General features: G+C 61.5%; 14 protein-coding genes. 4 read left to right on the top strand and 10 right to left on the bottom strand.

Going from position 1 to position 16,131, the window contains the following annotated elements:
* Positions 1–13: 13 nt before the first annotated feature.
* Complete coding sequence (locus tag ABEL04_RS02955) at positions 14–2,086, bottom strand: peptidyl-prolyl cis-trans isomerase (protein ID WP_375800891.1); 2,073 nt, start codon at positions 2,084–2,086, stop codon at positions 14–16.
* A gap of 319 nt (positions 2,087–2,405) precedes the next feature.
* On the opposite strand from ABEL04_RS02955, the gene ABEL04_RS02950 reads away from it, so the two are divergent.
* A complete protein-coding gene (locus tag ABEL04_RS02950; RefSeq protein WP_375800890.1) occupies positions 2,406–3,296 on the top strand; it encodes a M90 family metallopeptidase in 891 nt (296 codons plus the stop codon).
* Positions 3,297–3,318: 22 nt separating this feature from the next.
* Here the strand turns inward: ABEL04_RS02950 and ABEL04_RS02945 are convergent, their stop codons facing one another.
* The 3 genes from ABEL04_RS02945 to rplU all read right to left on the bottom strand — a co-directional run bounded on the left by ABEL04_RS02945 (position 3,319) and on the right by rplU (position 5,452).
* Complete coding sequence (locus ABEL04_RS02945; RefSeq protein WP_375800889.1) at positions 3,319–4,560, bottom strand: aminotransferase class V-fold PLP-dependent enzyme; 1,242 nt, start codon at positions 4,558–4,560, stop codon at positions 3,319–3,321.
* 136 nt (positions 4,561–4,696) lie between these two features.
* Positions 4,697–4,957, bottom strand: a complete 261-nt coding sequence (gene rpmA, locus ABEL04_RS02940) for a 50S ribosomal protein L27 (RefSeq protein WP_375800888.1) — start codon at positions 4,955–4,957, stop codon at positions 4,697–4,699.
* 63 nt (positions 4,958–5,020) lie between these two features.
* A complete protein-coding gene (gene rplU / locus ABEL04_RS02935) occupies positions 5,021–5,452 on the bottom strand; it encodes a 50S ribosomal protein L21 (protein ID WP_375800887.1) in 432 nt (143 codons plus the stop codon).
* Between the two features lie 132 nt (positions 5,453–5,584).
* Between rplU and ABEL04_RS02930 the strand changes: the two genes are divergently transcribed.
* Both ABEL04_RS02930 and ABEL04_RS02925 read left to right on the top strand, forming a co-directional pair.
* Positions 5,585–6,247, top strand: a complete 663-nt coding sequence (locus ABEL04_RS02930) for a fumarylacetoacetate hydrolase family protein (protein WP_375800886.1) — start codon at positions 5,585–5,587, stop codon at positions 6,245–6,247.
* 24 nt (positions 6,248–6,271) lie between these two features.
* Complete coding sequence (locus ABEL04_RS02925) at positions 6,272–6,892, top strand: pyridoxamine 5'-phosphate oxidase family protein (RefSeq protein ID WP_375800885.1); 621 nt, start codon at positions 6,272–6,274, stop codon at positions 6,890–6,892.
* A gap of 16 nt (positions 6,893–6,908) precedes the next feature.
* Here ABEL04_RS02925 and ABEL04_RS02920 read toward each other — a convergent pair whose 3' ends face one another.
* Together ABEL04_RS02920 and greA are read right to left on the bottom strand one after the other, a co-directional pair.
* Positions 6,909–7,958: a threonine aldolase family protein gene (locus ABEL04_RS02920; RefSeq protein WP_375800884.1), complete on the bottom strand. Its 1,050-nt coding sequence runs from the start codon at positions 7,956–7,958 to the stop codon at positions 6,909–6,911.
* A gap of 116 nt (positions 7,959–8,074) precedes the next feature.
* Complete coding sequence (gene greA / locus ABEL04_RS02915; RefSeq protein ID WP_375800883.1) at positions 8,075–8,554, bottom strand: transcription elongation factor GreA; 480 nt, start codon at positions 8,552–8,554, stop codon at positions 8,075–8,077.
* A gap of 470 nt (positions 8,555–9,024) precedes the next feature.
* On the opposite strand from greA, the gene ABEL04_RS02910 reads away from it, so the two are divergent.
* Entirely contained in the window at positions 9,025–10,368 is a 1,344-nt protein-coding gene (locus ABEL04_RS02910; RefSeq protein ID WP_375800882.1) for a Gfo/Idh/MocA family protein, read from the top strand.
* 18 nt (positions 10,369–10,386) lie between these two features.
* Here ABEL04_RS02910 and ABEL04_RS02905 read toward each other — a convergent pair whose 3' ends face one another.
* The 4 genes from ABEL04_RS02905 to ABEL04_RS02890 all read right to left on the bottom strand — a co-directional run bounded on the left by ABEL04_RS02905 (position 10,387) and on the right by ABEL04_RS02890 (position 16,126).
* On the bottom strand, positions 10,387–13,356 hold the full coding sequence (locus tag ABEL04_RS02905; RefSeq protein ID WP_375800881.1) for a PAS domain S-box protein: 2,970 nt from the start codon (positions 13,354–13,356) through the stop codon (positions 10,387–10,389).
* A gap of 177 nt (positions 13,357–13,533) precedes the next feature.
* Entirely contained in the window at positions 13,534–14,463 is a 930-nt protein-coding gene (locus ABEL04_RS02900) for an LD-carboxypeptidase (RefSeq protein ID WP_375800880.1), read from the bottom strand.
* Between the two features lie 36 nt (positions 14,464–14,499).
* Positions 14,500–14,829, bottom strand: a complete 330-nt coding sequence (locus ABEL04_RS02895) for a lipopolysaccharide assembly LapA domain-containing protein (RefSeq protein WP_375800879.1) — start codon at positions 14,827–14,829, stop codon at positions 14,500–14,502.
* Between the two features lie 178 nt (positions 14,830–15,007).
* Positions 15,008–16,126 carry a glycosyltransferase gene (locus ABEL04_RS02890; RefSeq protein WP_375800878.1) on the bottom strand — a complete coding sequence of 373 codons (1,119 nt, stop codon included), beginning with the start codon at positions 16,124–16,126 and terminating at the stop codon, positions 15,008–15,010.
* Positions 16,127–16,131: the final 5 nt, after the last annotated feature.

The raw sequence follows: 16,131 nt of genomic DNA, 5'->3' as shown, positions 1-16,131 counted from the left end.
CAGGCGCCGAGGGCTAACGGATCGCAGAGCGGTTGTCCTTGATGGTCGCCTCCTCCTTCAGAGCGGCAATCCACTGCGACGATAGCTGCTTGCGGCGCTTCTTCAAGAGCTCTTGCCGGAGCTTCTTACGCTTCTGCTCGGTCAGCGGGGGAGGCGTGTTCTTCTGGGTGACCTTCACGACGAACGCGGCATTGTCCCCTTCGATGACGCCGGACGTTTCGCCCTCCTCAAGCCCGAAGACCACGCCGGCGAATTTCGGCTCATCGCCGAGTCCAGGAACGGTAGTGGTCGAGAAGGTAATATTCGACTGCGAGCGGATGCGAGTGTCGAGGACATTCGGAAGAGTCTCGAACTCATTTTGGGCAAGGGCCCGCTCCATCTGCCGAATCGCTACCGCTCGTTTCTTCTGCAGGGTCACCTTGGTGCGAACCTGAGACTTGACCTCACTGAACGGGCGGTAGCCCTTGGGCGTGATGCTTGTTACGCGGACCACAGCAAACTTGTCGTCGAGCTCGGCTACCTCGCTGATGTCTCCTTTAGAGGCCGTTTCCAGGAATTGCGAAAGTTGCCGACTCTGGCCGATGCCCGGGATTGAGGTCTGTCCCGCCTCGACCTTCGCCTGCTGAAGCGTCAGCCCAAGCCGGTCGGCCTCCTTCTGGAAGTTTCCGCTCTGCTCAGCAAAGTAGGCCAAGTCCCCGAGCACACTTTTCTTGTCGGAGAGGGTAGACTGGCTCGGCTTGAGCCTGAACGCAAGGTCGGCGATCTGAACCGCCTTGGACGCACGAGACTGGACCTTAATCAGGTGGTAGCCAAATTCTGAACGAATAGGGCCGACAAGGCTCCCCGGCGCAGCCTGAAAAGCTGCTTCTTCGAAGGCCTCTGCCATGCGGCCCCGGGCAAACCATCCAAGGTCGCCTCCGTCGGAGGCAGACGGGTCCTCCGAGTACTTTCGGGCCATCTTGCTGAAGGTGGCGGTCCCGGACTCGATCGAGTCGCGAATGGCCTGAAGCCGCCCCAACTTCTTCTGATTGGCCTGATCGCTCTTCAACAGAATGTGAGATGCGTGCACGTACTCGGACTCGGCAGGCTTCGTGTCCCGGATCTTGACAAGGTGGGCGAGGCCCCCGGCGAAGACAGGCCCCACGATCCGCCCGGGCTCCGGATTCGAGTAGATTGAATCGGCAACCTTCGCGTTTAGCTGGTCGGGGGTCTTATAGGCCCGCGAGAAGTCCTTCTGGGACGCATTGTCGGCAAGGAAGAGGGAGTCGTTCTCCGCCGCGGCAAACTCCTCCTTCAGGTCTTTGAGGTCTTTCGCGATGGCCGACGAGTCCTCCGCCGTAGCTTGCTTCGATGTTGTAGCGTAGCTAATCGTGAGGGTCTTCGGCCGCTTGAAGTCCTCCTTATTGTTCTGGTAGTAGCTGCGGAGGTCCGACGTCGTCACGGAAACGGAGTCGTCCGGGATGCGAGCATACCGAAGGGCCACGTATTGGGCCGATGCCGTCGAGTTCTGACGACGGTAGTATTCCTCGATGTCCTGCTTGGACACCTGAATCGTGGCCTGCACGAGCGAGGTCATCTTGCTCCGCCGCCGCTGTCGGCGCAAAATCTTCTCGATTTTGAGCCACTGCTCCTTCATCTCAGGGTTTTGGGCCATGTTTCGGAGCAGTTGGTAATTGATCTGACCCGTCGAGTCCGCGAATTGCTGGCGGATAAGGGGGTGGGGGTTTTTGCCAAACACCATGTTCTCAATCTCCGACTTGGTCACCGAGATGCCCAGCTCATTCATTTCCTGCCGGAGCAGTTCTTGGTTGACCGCCCGGGTGTAGGCCTGCTCTCGAATGCGGTCCTGCATCTGGGGTGTGATCTCCCCGAGCTGCTGCTGAAACCGCTGGCGCTGCCGCTCCAGAATCCGCTGGTACTCTTGATGCTGAATGGGGCTTCCGTTCACGGTCGCGACACTCCGGTCCGGCTGATTCATCGCCGAGAAGACGTCGGAATCCTGAAGCGTCCAGATGATGCCGAAGGAGAGCACGAGGATCCACAAAATCACGGCAGTGTTCTGCCGCAGCGTATTCATCACACCCATAAGACGAGGGAGACATTCGTGAAAGAGAAAACGAGCGGTCGGCGGACTGCTCGTGGGCCTGTGTGACAAAGGTTCAATCTGTACCTTCTGTCGCTAAAAATTGTTCGCGCTTCGTAGAAGCTTACGCGTTCTGTGGCCTGTTGGCGGGCGGGAGCCCAAAAGAGGCACACGGCGATCCTTGGTCCGTTACGTTCCCACGCGGACGTCAGACGGTCTTGTCTGGGAGTGGCCTGTCGCTCCGGACCGCAGCGCACGAGTGCAGGAGACGCGTGCTGATGGTTGGTGCGGGATGTATCTTTGAATCCGCTTCTTTCCCGACATGCGAATTGCTCGACAATCGTCCCTCATCACCACGGGGCTCCTCGCAGTCATCATTGGGGGAGGCGTAGGCATCGTCGGGGTTGAGGCGACCAGCATCGGGCCTGCACTCGGCCTCATTCCCGTCTTCATCATTCTCCTCATCGGACTGCGTCGTCCCTTTCGTCGCTGGCGCGTCGCCCAGCAGGAACTGTCAGACGAGAACCGCCAGTGGATTAGACGTCACATTCCGCTGTACCGGAAGCTCGACGCGGAGGGACAAGCCCGCTTTGAGCGCGACATCCAATTCGTGCTCGACGAATATTCGTTCGAAGGGGTGCAGGGGGTCACCGCCACCGCCACCCTGAAACTGAGTGTCGCTACCGGAATTGCGATGCTTCTCCACGGGCGGCCGTCGTGGGAGCTCCCAGGAAGCCAGTCTGTCTTGTTCTATCCGAACCGGTTCGACGAGACATACCACAAAACCGTGGAGGCCAGCTACGACGGAATGGCGCATGAGCAGGGCCCCATCCTTCTCACGGTATCGGCCGTTGAGCGAAGTTGGGACGACCCGAGAGAGGGAAACAACGTCATCCTCCACGAGCTCGCACACCTCTTTGACTTCGACAACGAAGGAGCAGATGGAGTCCCCTCTCTCGTGGCCGCGGCATCCGCTCCGGAGTGGCAGGCCCTGGTACGAAAAGAGATGCGCCGAATCGAGCAGGGGCGCTCACTGCTCCGTCCGTACGCGGCGGAGGCCCCCTCCGAGTTTTTCGCCGTGGCCGTCGAGCACTTCTTCGAACAGCCCGAACCGATGGCCCGCCACCACGACGAACTTTTTCAAGCCCTCCAGGCCTTCTTCCAGCTCGACCCCCGCACCGGAACGCGAACGAGAGAGGCGAGGGCAGCCTGACTGGCGAATTCGGGCGGGGCCTCTACGTCACAGGCCCGCTGGTATTGACCGGAACGGTGCGGTATTCGCCGGTCGAAAGGGCCTGGTCGATCTGCTCGAAGACCCGGTCGATCTCATCGGCATCGTTCCAGACGAAGGGGGACATGCGAACGACCTCGTTGCGGCGACTGTCCGTGTAGATGTAGTGCTCTTTGAGGTAGGCGGTGAGGCGCTCCGCCTCGGGAACCTCGAGGAGAAGCATCGCGCTCCGCGTCTCGGCGGAGCGGGGAGACCGGAGGGGGAGGTCCATCGAGTCGGCGTGTTCGATGGCCCGGTCTGTCAGGGCGAGTGAATGCTCACGGACCGTCTCCAGCCCAAGGTCGAGAAGGATGCGGAGGCCTTCGACGGCGTGGTACATCGGGGCCACGGCCGTTGTACCGCCCAGGAACCGGCGACGCACGTCGGGGTGAGGCTCGGGGCTGCTCCGGAACTCGAAGGGCGCCGCGTCGCCGAACCATCCGGTGAGTCGAGGGGTCAGCTCGAGATCCTCGCGGAGATAAACAAATGCCGTGCCCGAAGAGCCGGACGCTTCCTTCAGGAGGCCGCCAACGTAGAGATCACAGCCAAGTGCCTGCACGTCAACCGGCATGGTGGCGGCGGCATGATATCCGTCCAGGAGGAAAAGCCCCCCGCAGTCATGGACGCGCTGAGCGACCTCTTTCAAAAACGAGGACGAGAGCCGAGTTCCCGTCGTGAACCCGACATGGCTCAACGCAACAAGGGCTGTTTCCGACCCGATGGCCTCCAGGAATGCCGCCTGATCGACCTGATGATCCTCAGTCGAGGGGATGACGCGGGGGCGCAGAGTGCGGAGGTGGACCCATTGTTTTGCGCTGTGGAGGACCGAGGGGAAGGCGGTTCCCGAGACCAGCACCTCCGACCCTCGGGCTGCCACCTCGGGAGTGGAAAGCAGGCATTGAACGGTCCAGTGGACGCTGGGCTGCAGAATGCAGGTGCCAGAGCTAGCTCCCAGCAGGGGGGCCACAAAGTGATCGCCGAGGTACGTAGGGAGGGTCCACCACCCCACAGGATCCCCACTCTGGGGGCGCCAGTGATTCGGAACCGAATTCCAGGCATCGACCCCAAACCGGCGCCAGTCCTCTGTGAAGTGCTCCATCATCTCCGGCACCCGCTTCGGCTGCAGGCCGTGGGTAAAGGCGCGAAGCTCAATCGCGCCGGGCTCGTCTGGAAACCGGTACGCGGATGGGACAGGCGGGGAAGGCATGCGAAACGATGCGTGCGACGACCAAAGAATAGAGACCGGGTCCAGCCGTCCGAATCCACCGGAGGAAGATCAAATGCAAAAAGCTCCTACCGCACACCGGCGACAGGAGCTCTCTGCGGTCGGGATGGAGTCGGGTCTACGCTTCTTCCGGCACAATGTGCACGTACTTCCGATCGCCTCCGCTGCGGGCAAACTTCACGACCCCGTGTTCCTTGGCGAACAGCGTGTCGTCGCCGCCTCGACCCACGTTGTGGCCGGGGTGAAACTTGGTTCCCCGCTGCCGCACGATGATACTTCCCGCGTGTACAAACTCGCCACCGTAGGCCTTGACCCCAAGGTAACTCGGGTTGGAGTCGCGCGTGTTCTGGGTCGACCCCATGGCTTTCTTGTGAGCCATAACAAACCTCGCAGTGTTGAATTCACAAGCTAACGCGAGCCGAAACAGTCAGTTTGCAACCGGCTATGCCTCGGCAGGCTCCGGCTCTGACGCCTCGGCTTCTGGTTCAGATGTCGCAGTATCTTCCTCGGACACATTGGCCTCCTCGGACTCCGGTTCCAAGGCATCCGAAGAACCGTCGACCTCTAGTGATTCAATCCGGATCTGCGTGTATTGCTGACGGTGCCCTCGCTTAACGCGATATCGCTTCTTCCGTTTCTTCTTGAAAACGATTACCTTGTCTCCCTTCACGTGGTCCACCACTTGGGCGGTAACCGTGGCCTCGTCGACGGTCGGGGTGCCAAGGGTAACGTCCCCCTCCCCGTCCGACAGAAGAAGCACCCGATCGAGGGTGAGTTCCTGGTCGACCTCTGCATCGGAGTGATAGGGGACGTACAGGGTGTCGTCCTCTCGGACCTTAAACTGCTTGTCCTTGACGTCAACAATTGCGTACATAAAGTGTCTCTATGTTCGGGCGTCGGGACAGTGCCGACGCGGGAGTGACCATTCTTAACTTGCGCCGACCAAGAGCCACGCAGTGCCCACCAATCCGTTCCGGTTCTCCATCCAAACATCCTTCTGTTTCGCATGAAGATCGAACTTCCCTGCTCCTCACAGTCGCCCCCCATCGGCAAGATTCTCGGCATCGGTCGGAACTACGCCGAGCACGCCGATGAGATGGCCCGTGATGTCCCAAACGAGCCGATGGTATTTCTCAAGCCAGCATCGGCTGTCGTCCGTAGTGGAGAGTCCGTGATTCTTCCGCCTCAGTCCCAAAACGTGCACCACGAGGTGGAGCTTGTCGCCGTCATTGGAGAGAAGGGCAGGGACATTCCCGAAAACAACGCCCTCGATCATGTGGGCGCCTACGCCCTGGGGCTGGACATGACAGCGCGCGATCTCCAGACGAAGGCGAAAGAACAACGACATCCCTGGTCCGTCGCAAAAGGATTCGACACGTTCGCTCCACTCGGGCCTTTCACGGCGGCAGCATCTATCCCCGACCCACAAAATCTCCGGCTCCGTCTCACGGTGAACGGAGAGGTGCGCCAGGAGGCCTCAACGGAGAAAATGATGTTTTCGGTGGCCGAACTCGTCAGCTACTGCTCGCAGATTTTCACCTTGACCCCCGGGGATCTGCTCTACACCGGCACCCCGTCGGGGGTGGGGCCGGTGCAGGATGGGGATGTGCTTGAGGCCGCCGCGACCAATTGTGCCTCGCTCTCCGTCACTGTAACCCGACCCGCTTAGCACTCTACTGCCCATCCACCATTTGTGCCTGACGCCTCCATGAAGCGATATACCAATCTTGAGTCTGTCCTCAACCACGTGTGGAGCGAGATCGAAGCGGCTTCGCAGACCCGTGGCCATCCGTACCGCCAGCCGACCTTCGGGACAATCCACGACGGCGCTCCGAGCCTCCGAACGGTCGTGCTTCGCAGGGCCGACGCAGGCGACCGCACGCTCCAGTTTCACTCAGACCGCCGCTCCCAGAAAGTGAGCGACATCCGGAACAACAGCGAGGTGGCCTGGCACGGATGGAATCAGGAGGCCAAGGAGCAGATCCGGCTTCACGGGACGGCCACGATCCACCTCGACGATGACGTTGCGACGTCCCTGTGGGAGTCGCAGTCGCCCAGTTCTCTAGTGGTCTATGCACGCCCCCCCGCGCCGGGCTCCGAGTTGGAGGAACCGGAAGACGGGCTCCGTCCAGCAGTCAAGACCGAACCGATCACGGACGCGGACGTGGCCGCAGGGCGCCAGTACTTTGCCGCGATTCAGACGGTGATTCACGAAATGGAGTGGCTTCACCTCCATCCCGACGGGCACTACCGGGCGCACTTCACATATCAGCCGGAGCGCCAGGCGTTCGAGGGCAGCTGGGTGGTTCCGTAGAGGGAGACCGGTACACTCAGGAAGGGGCCACCTCTCGGAGCCGGTCAACGTGCTGGCGGATCGTGGCCAGCGCACGTTGAATCTCGGTCATGGAGAGGTCGCGGTGCGTGGTCGCGCGGATGGTGTTTGGCCCAAACGGGGTAAGGAGCACCCCTTCGCCCTCAAGCGTCTCAACGACCTCCGCGGCGGAGGCTGTCGTTACTTCGAAGATCACGATGTTGGTGTCCACCTGGGACGGATCCAAAGAGAAGACGGGAAGCTCCGCGAGGCCCTCGGCGAGCCGACGTGCCTTCTCGTGGTCCTCAGCCAGGTGGGGACGGTGGTGATCGAGCGCGTACAGCCCGGCTGCGGCCAGGATGCCCGCCTGACGCATCCCGCCCCCGAATTGCTTGCGCGTGCGCCGCGCCTTCTCGATGAGGGCGGAGGGACCGGCGATGACCGAGCCCACCGGGGCGCCCAGGCCCTTCGAGAGGGCAACCCACGCGATGTCGAACGGAGCGGCGAGGTCGCGCTCGTCCACCTCAAGGGCGGCGGCGGCGTTCCAGAGCCGGGCGCCGTCCAAATGCAGGTGCAACTCGTGCGATCGTGCAACGTCGGCGATGGCTTGGATCCGGTCCAGCGAGTAGACGACCCCTCCGGCCTTGTTGGCCGTGTTCTCTACGGAGACAACCCGCGTTTTGGGGAGCACGTCGGCGGCTGGGCGAATCGCCGCCTTCACTTGCCCCGGCGCGAGACGCCCCCGGTCTCCAGCAAGCGGGTGGAGCTGTACCCCCGAAAGCAGCCCCGCCGCGCCGGACTCGTAGTTGTAGACGTGGCTCCCACGTTCTAGAATGACCTCGTCCCCCGGATCCGTGAGCACGTGAACGCAGATCTGGTTGGCCATGGTACCGGAGGGGACCAAGAGCGCCTCCTCCATGCCGAGCAGGCTGGCCACTCGCTCCTGAAGGCGATTGACGGTCGGATCCTCCCCGTACACGTCGTCGCCGACCTCGGCGTCGTACATGGCGCGGCGCATCTCCTCGGAGGGACGGGTGACAGTGTCGCTGCGGAGATCAATGTCAGCCATGGGGCGCAAGAGAATGCCCCCCGACGCCTACAGGGGCAGCGGAGGGGATCTGAGAAAGCACCTCCCGCGGAGACGTCGTGCGGGAGGGGGGAGAGTGGGGACGGGAGACAGGATGTCTACCGCGAAATGTCGACGACCCTAAAGTTGACGGTTCCGGCAGGCACGTCAATGGCTACCTCATTTCCTTCCTCCTGACCGAGCAGGGCCTCACCGATGGGACTCTCCACCGAGATCTTCCGCTCTGATACGTCGGCCTCCTGCTCCGACACGAGCGTAAACGTTTGCTCATCGCCGGTATCGAGGTTTTCGACCGTTACGTCGGAGAGGATGTAGGCCTTGCTGTCGTCGACGTTCGATTCGTCAACGATCCGGGCGCGCGCAATCGTGTCTTCGATCTCAGCGATGCGGGCTTCCAGCTTGCCTTGCTCCTCCTTCGCTGCGTCGTATTCTGCATTCTCCGAGAGGTCTCCCTTCGCCCGAGCCTCTGCGATCTCGTCGGCAATGCGGGAGCGTTCTTCCGTGCGCAGCCGATGGAGTTCTTCTTTCAGTTCCTCGAGTCCCTCCTCGGTCATGTAGACAGTGTCGTCGTCAGCCATACTTTTAGGATCTGTTGAGACATCACAATGCAGTTGTGGGCCGCACCTACCAAAAAATGAACGCCACAGCCAGGACTGGCGGCGGCGTTCCTCAAGGTGCCTTTGAAATACGGAATGTATTCTTCGTCTCTGGGACGAATAGGTTCCATCTCGAACGGAGAGAACTGGTCCCCCTGAAGAAATGCTCCAGCGAGGCTGCGCCCGCAAAGGTCCCCACCGTGGTGCGCCTTCGCGCATGCGAGAATGGAATAAGGACCGCGCGCAGGCAAGCCGAGACCGAAGACGTTCCCTCAGAGGGCCAAGCAGCGAGATCAACGAAGCCAATCCACCGCAGCCGGGGCCTGAACCTGATCGACAGCTCTATATCTGGAAATCAGGCTAAAATCGAAGTTGTCTATTTGCGGTGAGAAGCATACCTTCGTTCCGCATGCCCTATCCAAACTACATCTGCCTCATACAACGTTTCCCCCATGAGTGACCACCGTCTTTCCCGGCGCGATTTTCTTACCCAAACAGCGATCGGAGCTTCCGCCGCTACGCTTGTGCCCCGCGAGGTCGTGGGCGGACCGGCCTATACCCCACCGAGCGACAAGGTGCGAGTCGGATGCATTGGTATTGGCGGCATGGGGGCGAATGACGTCCGGGCGGTTGCCGCGTTGGAGGAGACAGAGATCGTAGCGCTTTGTGATGTGGATCGGGAGCGGGGGAAAGAGATTTTCACGGCCTTCTCCGATGCCGCTCAATACGAGGACTACCGCGAAATGCTGTCGAATGAGAGCGCCTCCCTTGACGCGGTAACGGTGAGCACCCCCGATCACAATCACGCCCCTGCCACCGTTCGGGCCCTGAGGGACGGGAAGCACGTGTTTTGCCAGAAGCCGTTGACCCATACCGTCGCGGAGGCGCGCCGCGTGGGCCAGGTGGCCGAGCAGGCCAGTGTGGCCACCCGGATGGGGATTCAACACCACGCTGACGACGGGCTTCGACGGTTGCGGGAACTCCTGGAGGCCGGAACCATCGGAACGGTCCAAAAAATTCTGGTGTGGACCAATCGCCCGATCTGGCCCCAGGCCATGGAACGGCCCCTGGAGATGTACCACGAGCCCGATCACCTGAACTGGAACCTGTGGCTGGGGCCGGCACCGAAACGGCCTTACCATCCCGACTACGCGCCCTTCAACTGGCGGGGGTGGTACGCCTTCGGTACAGGAGCGCTGGGCGACATTGGGTGCCACGCCCTGGACGGTGCGTTCTGGAGCCTGCAGCTCGACCCGCCCACGCGAGTGCGGGCAGAGACGACCCCCACATACGATGAAACCTATCCAGAAGCCTCTCGGATCACTTATGAGTTTCCCGGCCAAGGATCATCGGGAGGGCTCGAACTGATCTGGATGGACGGGAACTTGCGTCCCCCTAAGCCTGCGTCCTGGAACGGGGACGAGGCCTGGCCTCCCTCCGGATACAACCAGCTGTTCATCGGAGACGACGGGGCACTCCTTTTTGGGGCTGGCGAAACGCCCCGGCTCCTCCCGAAGGAGAAGCACGAACAGGTCATGGCCAATCCCCCGAAGAAGAAGTATTCTCGTTCGGACGGCCACTATAAGGCCTGGATCGACGCCTGCAAGGCGGGCACCTCCCCAGAGGCCAACTTCGCCGATTATTCCGCCCCGCTGACCGAGTTCGTACTTTTGGGAAACCTCGCGGTTCGGGCCCAGCGACCAATCGAGTGGGACGCATCGACGGGGCAGATTACGAATGGGGGGGACCTCAACGAGCTTCTGACGAAACAACACCGAGAGGGATGGAAGCTCTAGGGACCCCTGGCGTCTGCCTCAGTGAGAGGCCCGCGGAAGACGCACCGAAAAGCAGGTTCCCTCCCCGGGTTCGCTTTCTACCTCGATGGTCCCGTTCATGTGATCGACGAGCTGTTTGGTGACGGCCATTCCAAGTCCGTTTCCTTCATGGCTCCGATCGGGGCCCTTCGACTCCTGCTGGAAGGCATCGAAGAGGTGCGGAAGAAAGTCGGGATCGATGCCGACGCCCGTGTCCTCGACCTCAAGGTTTACGGTGTCAGCGCCGTTCCGGGCGCGGAGCGTGATCCTGCCCCCGGGCTCTGTAAACTTGACCGCGTTGCTGAGCAGATTGTGAAGCACGCGCTCGAGTGCTCCACGATCGGCCTGCACCCAGAGTGAGGAGTCGGGCACTTCGGCCTTGAGTTCAATGTCCTGCTTCCGCGCCCGCTGCGCGAAGAGCTCGGCCGTTTCGTGGATTTCCTGGCCTGCGTTGATCGGTTCCAGGGTCAGTTCCATCGAGCCGGCTTCCAGCTTCGAGAGGTTAAGTACGGAATTGAGGGTTTCCAGTAGGCGCTGACCACTGCGCTCGATGAGCCGCGAAAAACGCCGGACCTCCTGAAACGCCTGCGGGTCAATCTCAGCGGGCGCAGTCTCGTCGGCGGTGTCGGCGGAGGGAAGAGCGTCCCCGATCGCCTCGGCAAAACCAATGATTGACGTGAGTGGGGTTCGGATCTCGTGGCTCATGTTGGCGAGAAACGCCGACTTGAGGCGATTGGCCTCCTCGGCCTCCTCCTTCGCCCGCTGGAGCTCTCGTTCCTTCTGCTTCAGTTCGGTAATGTCGGCAATCGCCCCGTCGTAATAGAGGGGGTTGCCGTCTTCGTCGCGGACAACTGTGCTGTTCAGAAAGCCGATGAACGTGGAGCCGTCCTTCCGTTGGAACTCGACCTCGACCTCGTCGATGGACCCTTGCTCGTTTTCGAGCTGAACGAGGCGATCCCGGACCTCTGGATTGGCGTACATTTCCGACGAATCGATCTGGTACAACTCGTCCCGAGAGTCGTACCCGAACATGTCGGCGTACGCCTTATTGACGTAGACCAATCCCTGCTCCGGAGTGCTCCGGAAAATCCCATCCGATATGTTCTGCGTGATGGACCGTAGCCACTGCTCCCGGACCCGGAGCTTCTGTTCCATCTGTTTCAACTCCGTGATGTCGGAGTAGATGGCGTAGGTTTCGGTCGGGCCGTCGCTCCGCTTCCGCATGGCAGCCTGCAGGTGGAAGTCGCGCACCCCGTCCGCCGTGAGTCGCTTCACTTCCGTCTGCAGCGTGCCTTCCTCAATCGCCAGCCGATTGATCTCGACTGCCTCATCCTCGTCTTCAGAGGGGACAATGAAGTCGTGGAGATCCTCCCCAAGAATTTCCTCCCTGTCGTACCCAAAAATTTCTTCGAAGGAGGCATTGACGTCGGAAACGAGCACCGTCTGCTTCTGGTCACCCCGGATTTCCCCGTGCACAACAGGGGTGGGGAGGCTCTGAAAAAGCGTGGCGAACCGGTCCCGCTCCTCGCGGAGAGCGCGCTCGAACTCCTTGCGCTCCGTGATATCCAACCCAATTCCGATACGGCGGCCGTCGGGGAGCCGAACGTTCGTCCAGGTCGTATCGATAATCTCTCCGTCCTTCGTTTGGAACGTGAAGTCCCGCCACTCATCGGGGGCCTCTTCCATGAACCTGACCGACTCTCGTCGCTCTTCGGGATCGACGTAGAGGGCCTCAAGCGGAGCGGGATGCTCTTTGATTTCCTCTTCCGTCCAGCCCAGCACGTCCTCCCAGTGTTCATTTACCATCAGGAGGGTTCCGTCCTCGTCGAAGACGTCGATCATTACGGGAACTGCATTTAGGATCAGGCGGAAGTGCTCACGGGCGTCCTCCGCCTTCGTCTTCGCCTCGATCAGTTCTCGCTCCCGCTGCTTCAGTTTAGTGATGTCGGTGACCACTCCATCGTGGTACTTGACGTTCCCCTGCTCGTCGAACACAGTTCGGGAGTTGAGCAGTCCGGTGAAGGTAGACCCGTCCTTCCGTTTGTATTCGACCTCCGCACCGTCGATCGACCCCTGCTCCCGTTCGACCTTGATCAGACGCTCCCGAGCGGGTGCGGAGGCATACAGCGATTCCGGATTCGCCGCGCGCAGGGACTCCAGGTCCTCGTACCCAAACATCTCCAAGAAGGCCTCATTCGCGTACACCAGGTTTCGGGCCGAGTCACTTCGGTAGATGCCGCCCGGGACCTCCTCCGCGATGGACTGCAGCAGCTCCTCGTGGTGGCGGAGTTCCTCCAGGGTTTGGCGGTAGCTGCGATGCTCTTTCAGTCGAGTGGCGTAGAGGAAAGCACTCGTCCCAGTGAACAGGGCTACCACGATGACCAGCAGAGGAAGAGTGTCCGTGAACGGAGGCGCGGGCACGAGGGCCCCGGTCCAGAGTGGGCCCTCAGGGGCTAGGGCGTAGACCAGGAGAGAGAGTGCCACGCCGAGGCTGAGGGTTTGCCAGGGCTTGTACGGCACCGCAATGGCCGCCAGAAGGTACATCACGATGATGTACTGCGGGGTGGAGATTCCTTTGTAGGCCCCGGCGTGGAGGGAGACCGCAGCACTTCCCAGGAGAGCGACGGCCATTGCGAAACGACTGACGTCTAGCGACACGTCCCTGCGCGCGAGCCCGGCGAGACCAGCGCAGAGGCCTGCGAGGATGAGGTTGTTGAGGAGGAACACCGTAGTAGGGGAAGCGCTCTGTGCCGTCCAGACCACCGTGCCCCCGAGCAGAGGGGAGATGAGAAGGTGGAGAAAAATGCCCAACAAACCCACAGCCCCTGCCCACTGAAGCCCGGTTCGGGACATCCGCGCAAGCCGTTTCCTGAAACGGTCGTCCTCCTCGTACGCTCCCGTTCGGAAAAGCAGGGCCCAGAGAAGCTCCTTGGTACGGTCTGGTGCTCGTCGAACGCTCAAAGATGCCATCGGGTGCGGCTAGTGGTGGGAAGGCATATTCTGGAGGGGGGTGCGTCCTGCAGGCAGCAGGGATCAAAGGCGTATGATTTCTGCGCTCTTCAACTCAAGCAAAATTCCTTCCAGCGGGACTGCATTCTCCCGATCGGCTTTCCCTACGGTCGACCGATGGGCGCCGGCACTTCTCCTTCAACCCGCCCCGATTCCGGAGAGCATGTTCAGGGAAGCGTGGTCGCTGCTCGCCTCAATCCGGAGGGGGAGGCCGATCGGAAGTGTGCATCGGGGAAGCAGGTGGCCGTAGGGGAGTCCCTTCACGACCGGGTACGAACGAGCGCCCAGGTAATCGTCGAAGATGGTCTCCAGGGCCAAGGTGGGTGGATCAGGATCGAGGTCTCCGGTCGAAAAATGGCCGAGAACGACGCCCGCCACGGCGTCCAAAATGCCCGCGTGCTGAAGATGGGCGAGCATGCGGTCAACTCGGTAGGGAGGTTCCGCCACATCTTCGAGCACGAGGATGGCGCCCTTAAAAGTGGGAAGATATTGAGTCCCAATCAACCGTGAGAGTACCGACAGATTTCCGCCAAGAAGCGGGCCGGTGGCGGTTCCGGCAACCATCGGTTGAAGGACGTCGTCGAAGTTGGCGGTGAGGTCAGTGGCCTCACCGCTGCTCTGTGCCTGGAAAGCGTTGAGCGTGGCCGCGTCTGCTTCTTCCCACTCAGTGACGACGGGTCCGGAGAGGCCTGGCCACCGGGCGTGGGCGTAAAACGCGAGGTGGAGAGCAGTGATGTCGCTGTAGCCGACGAGGAGCGTCGGGTGTCGACGGGCAAGGGCCCAGTCGAGATGGGGGAGGAGACGCAGGCCCCCGTACCCGCCGCGCACGCAAAAGATGGCCGAAATGTCGTCCGCGCGGATCGCGCTGTGCAGGGCAGCCGTCCGGTCGGCATCCGGGGCGGCGAGGTAGCCTCGTTCGTCACCGGGATGCCACCGAATCCGGACGTCGTACGTTTCGCGGAGGCGGGACACTCCCTCCTCGTACGTGGTCTGGTCCCGCGGTGGACTCGCCGGGGCAACGATCGCGATGGGGTCGCCGGGAGAAAGTGGGGGGGGATGGTTGAGCACAGGACGAAAGTAAAGACTAAACAGAACCTCCCTCGATCACTGCCCCGATTCCTCGGCCGATCCACGTTCCTTGGAGGGCCCGGAGGACTCCGAAGACGTAGACGAGGTTGTTGCCGACGTGGACCTTGCGTCCGCCTCCTGCTCCTTCTGTAGCTTCTTAAGCTTACGGCGGGTACGAATCCGGCTGGCGAGGGTGCTTAGCAGGCCGACCAGCACCCCGAACACGAAGGTCAAGATGAGAACGAGAGCCGTCGATCCGCGGGCCTTGAAGAAGAGCAAATTGACGTCCATCGGCTGCGGATTCTGGAGTGCAAACACTACCGCTATCACGGCGATGATGAGCGAAAGAATCAGGCTGAACCGCATGGCGGAACGTGTGGTTGGGAAAAGTAGTCGCCGTCGTCCAGAGTGTAATGAACAGAACGGCCTCTGTCTACACGCCCGGTTCCTAAACGGAGCCCCACGGTCGCGTCGAACGCTCGGCCGGATTGGGAGGCACCCGCCGAAGAGGATGGGGCGCGTTGGTACCGGCGACGCCGGAGGGTCAGGACTCGCCGTCCGTCGTGGACGCAGGAGCAAGAGAAGAAGTGTGGACCGAGCGTCCCTTCCAAGTTACTTGGCCGGTCCAGTGGTGGAGGGCGGAATCCAACTGAAGGGCCAGTCCCAGCAGGTACGAGACCGGTGCCAGCAGGGTGACGTACACGGGCATGCCACTCGCCCGGTCGGTCACAATTTTAAATCCGTAGAGGGAGGCGAGGAACCACGCCGATAGCAGCGGGGCCACCAGCCAGGTGAGGACAAATCCTCCGTACATGAAGGCAAACTGTGGGACTGTGCCGCCGAGGAGAAGGTACGCGTTCTTCCGGAACCCCCGCCAGGCCGCCCCGAAGCTGTCGTACATATGCACCGCCACCACATCCTGCACGTCCAGGAGAGAGGGAGGATAGCCCTGCGCCTTCAGGTAGCGCCCAATGGCAACATCTTCCAGAATCTCACCGTTTACCTCGGCGTGGGGCTCGTGGTTGTGATACAGGGCCTGGTCGACGAGCCAGCACTGCCCGTTGAGGGCACTGAGGGACGAGGTTTGGGTTCGGGCGACAAGAAACCACGGCAGACTCTGGAGGAGGGCGTGGGGGACAAGACTCACCAGAAGGAGGGCGCTCCCCTTCAAGTGGGGAAATCCGGAGGAGACCCGCGTGGACGAGTTCACGTGCCGGTCCATGAGCGTGCGGAGGGCATCGGGGCATAGCAGCTCCGCGTCGGCGTCGAGGAACAGATAGTACTCCCCAGATGCCCGGCGTGTGCACTGGTAAAGGGCGTGCACCTTGCCGACCCAATCCTGAGGAGGCCCTTCTCCTCGGAACGACGAGATTCGCGGGTCGTCGATAGAAGCCAGCAGGTTGGACGTCCCGTCTTCGGACCCGTCGTCCCAGACGATGACCTCGAGGTCCGGGTAGTCCTGCGACTGAAGGGTGGGGAGAAGCCGTCGGAGATTCTGTGCTTCGTTGCGCGCCGGGATGCACACACTGAGAGACGGGTACGATTCGAGCGAGGGGGGGCGGTGTCGCCGCAGGTACGCCAGGTTGCTGATCAGAATCCCCCAGAAGGCAGCGTGTGCGCAGGCGAGCGGGGGAATGAGGAGCAGAGTGAGATCGAGGGTCATCGGGT

It is taken from the genome of Salinibacter sp. (genome assembly GCF_042218895.1).
Taxonomy (GTDB): Bacteria; Bacteroidota; Rhodothermia; order Rhodothermales; family Salinibacteraceae; genus Salinibacter.
Note: the sequence above shows the minus strand (reverse complement) of the source record. Positions and strands in the feature narration are given on the sequence as shown.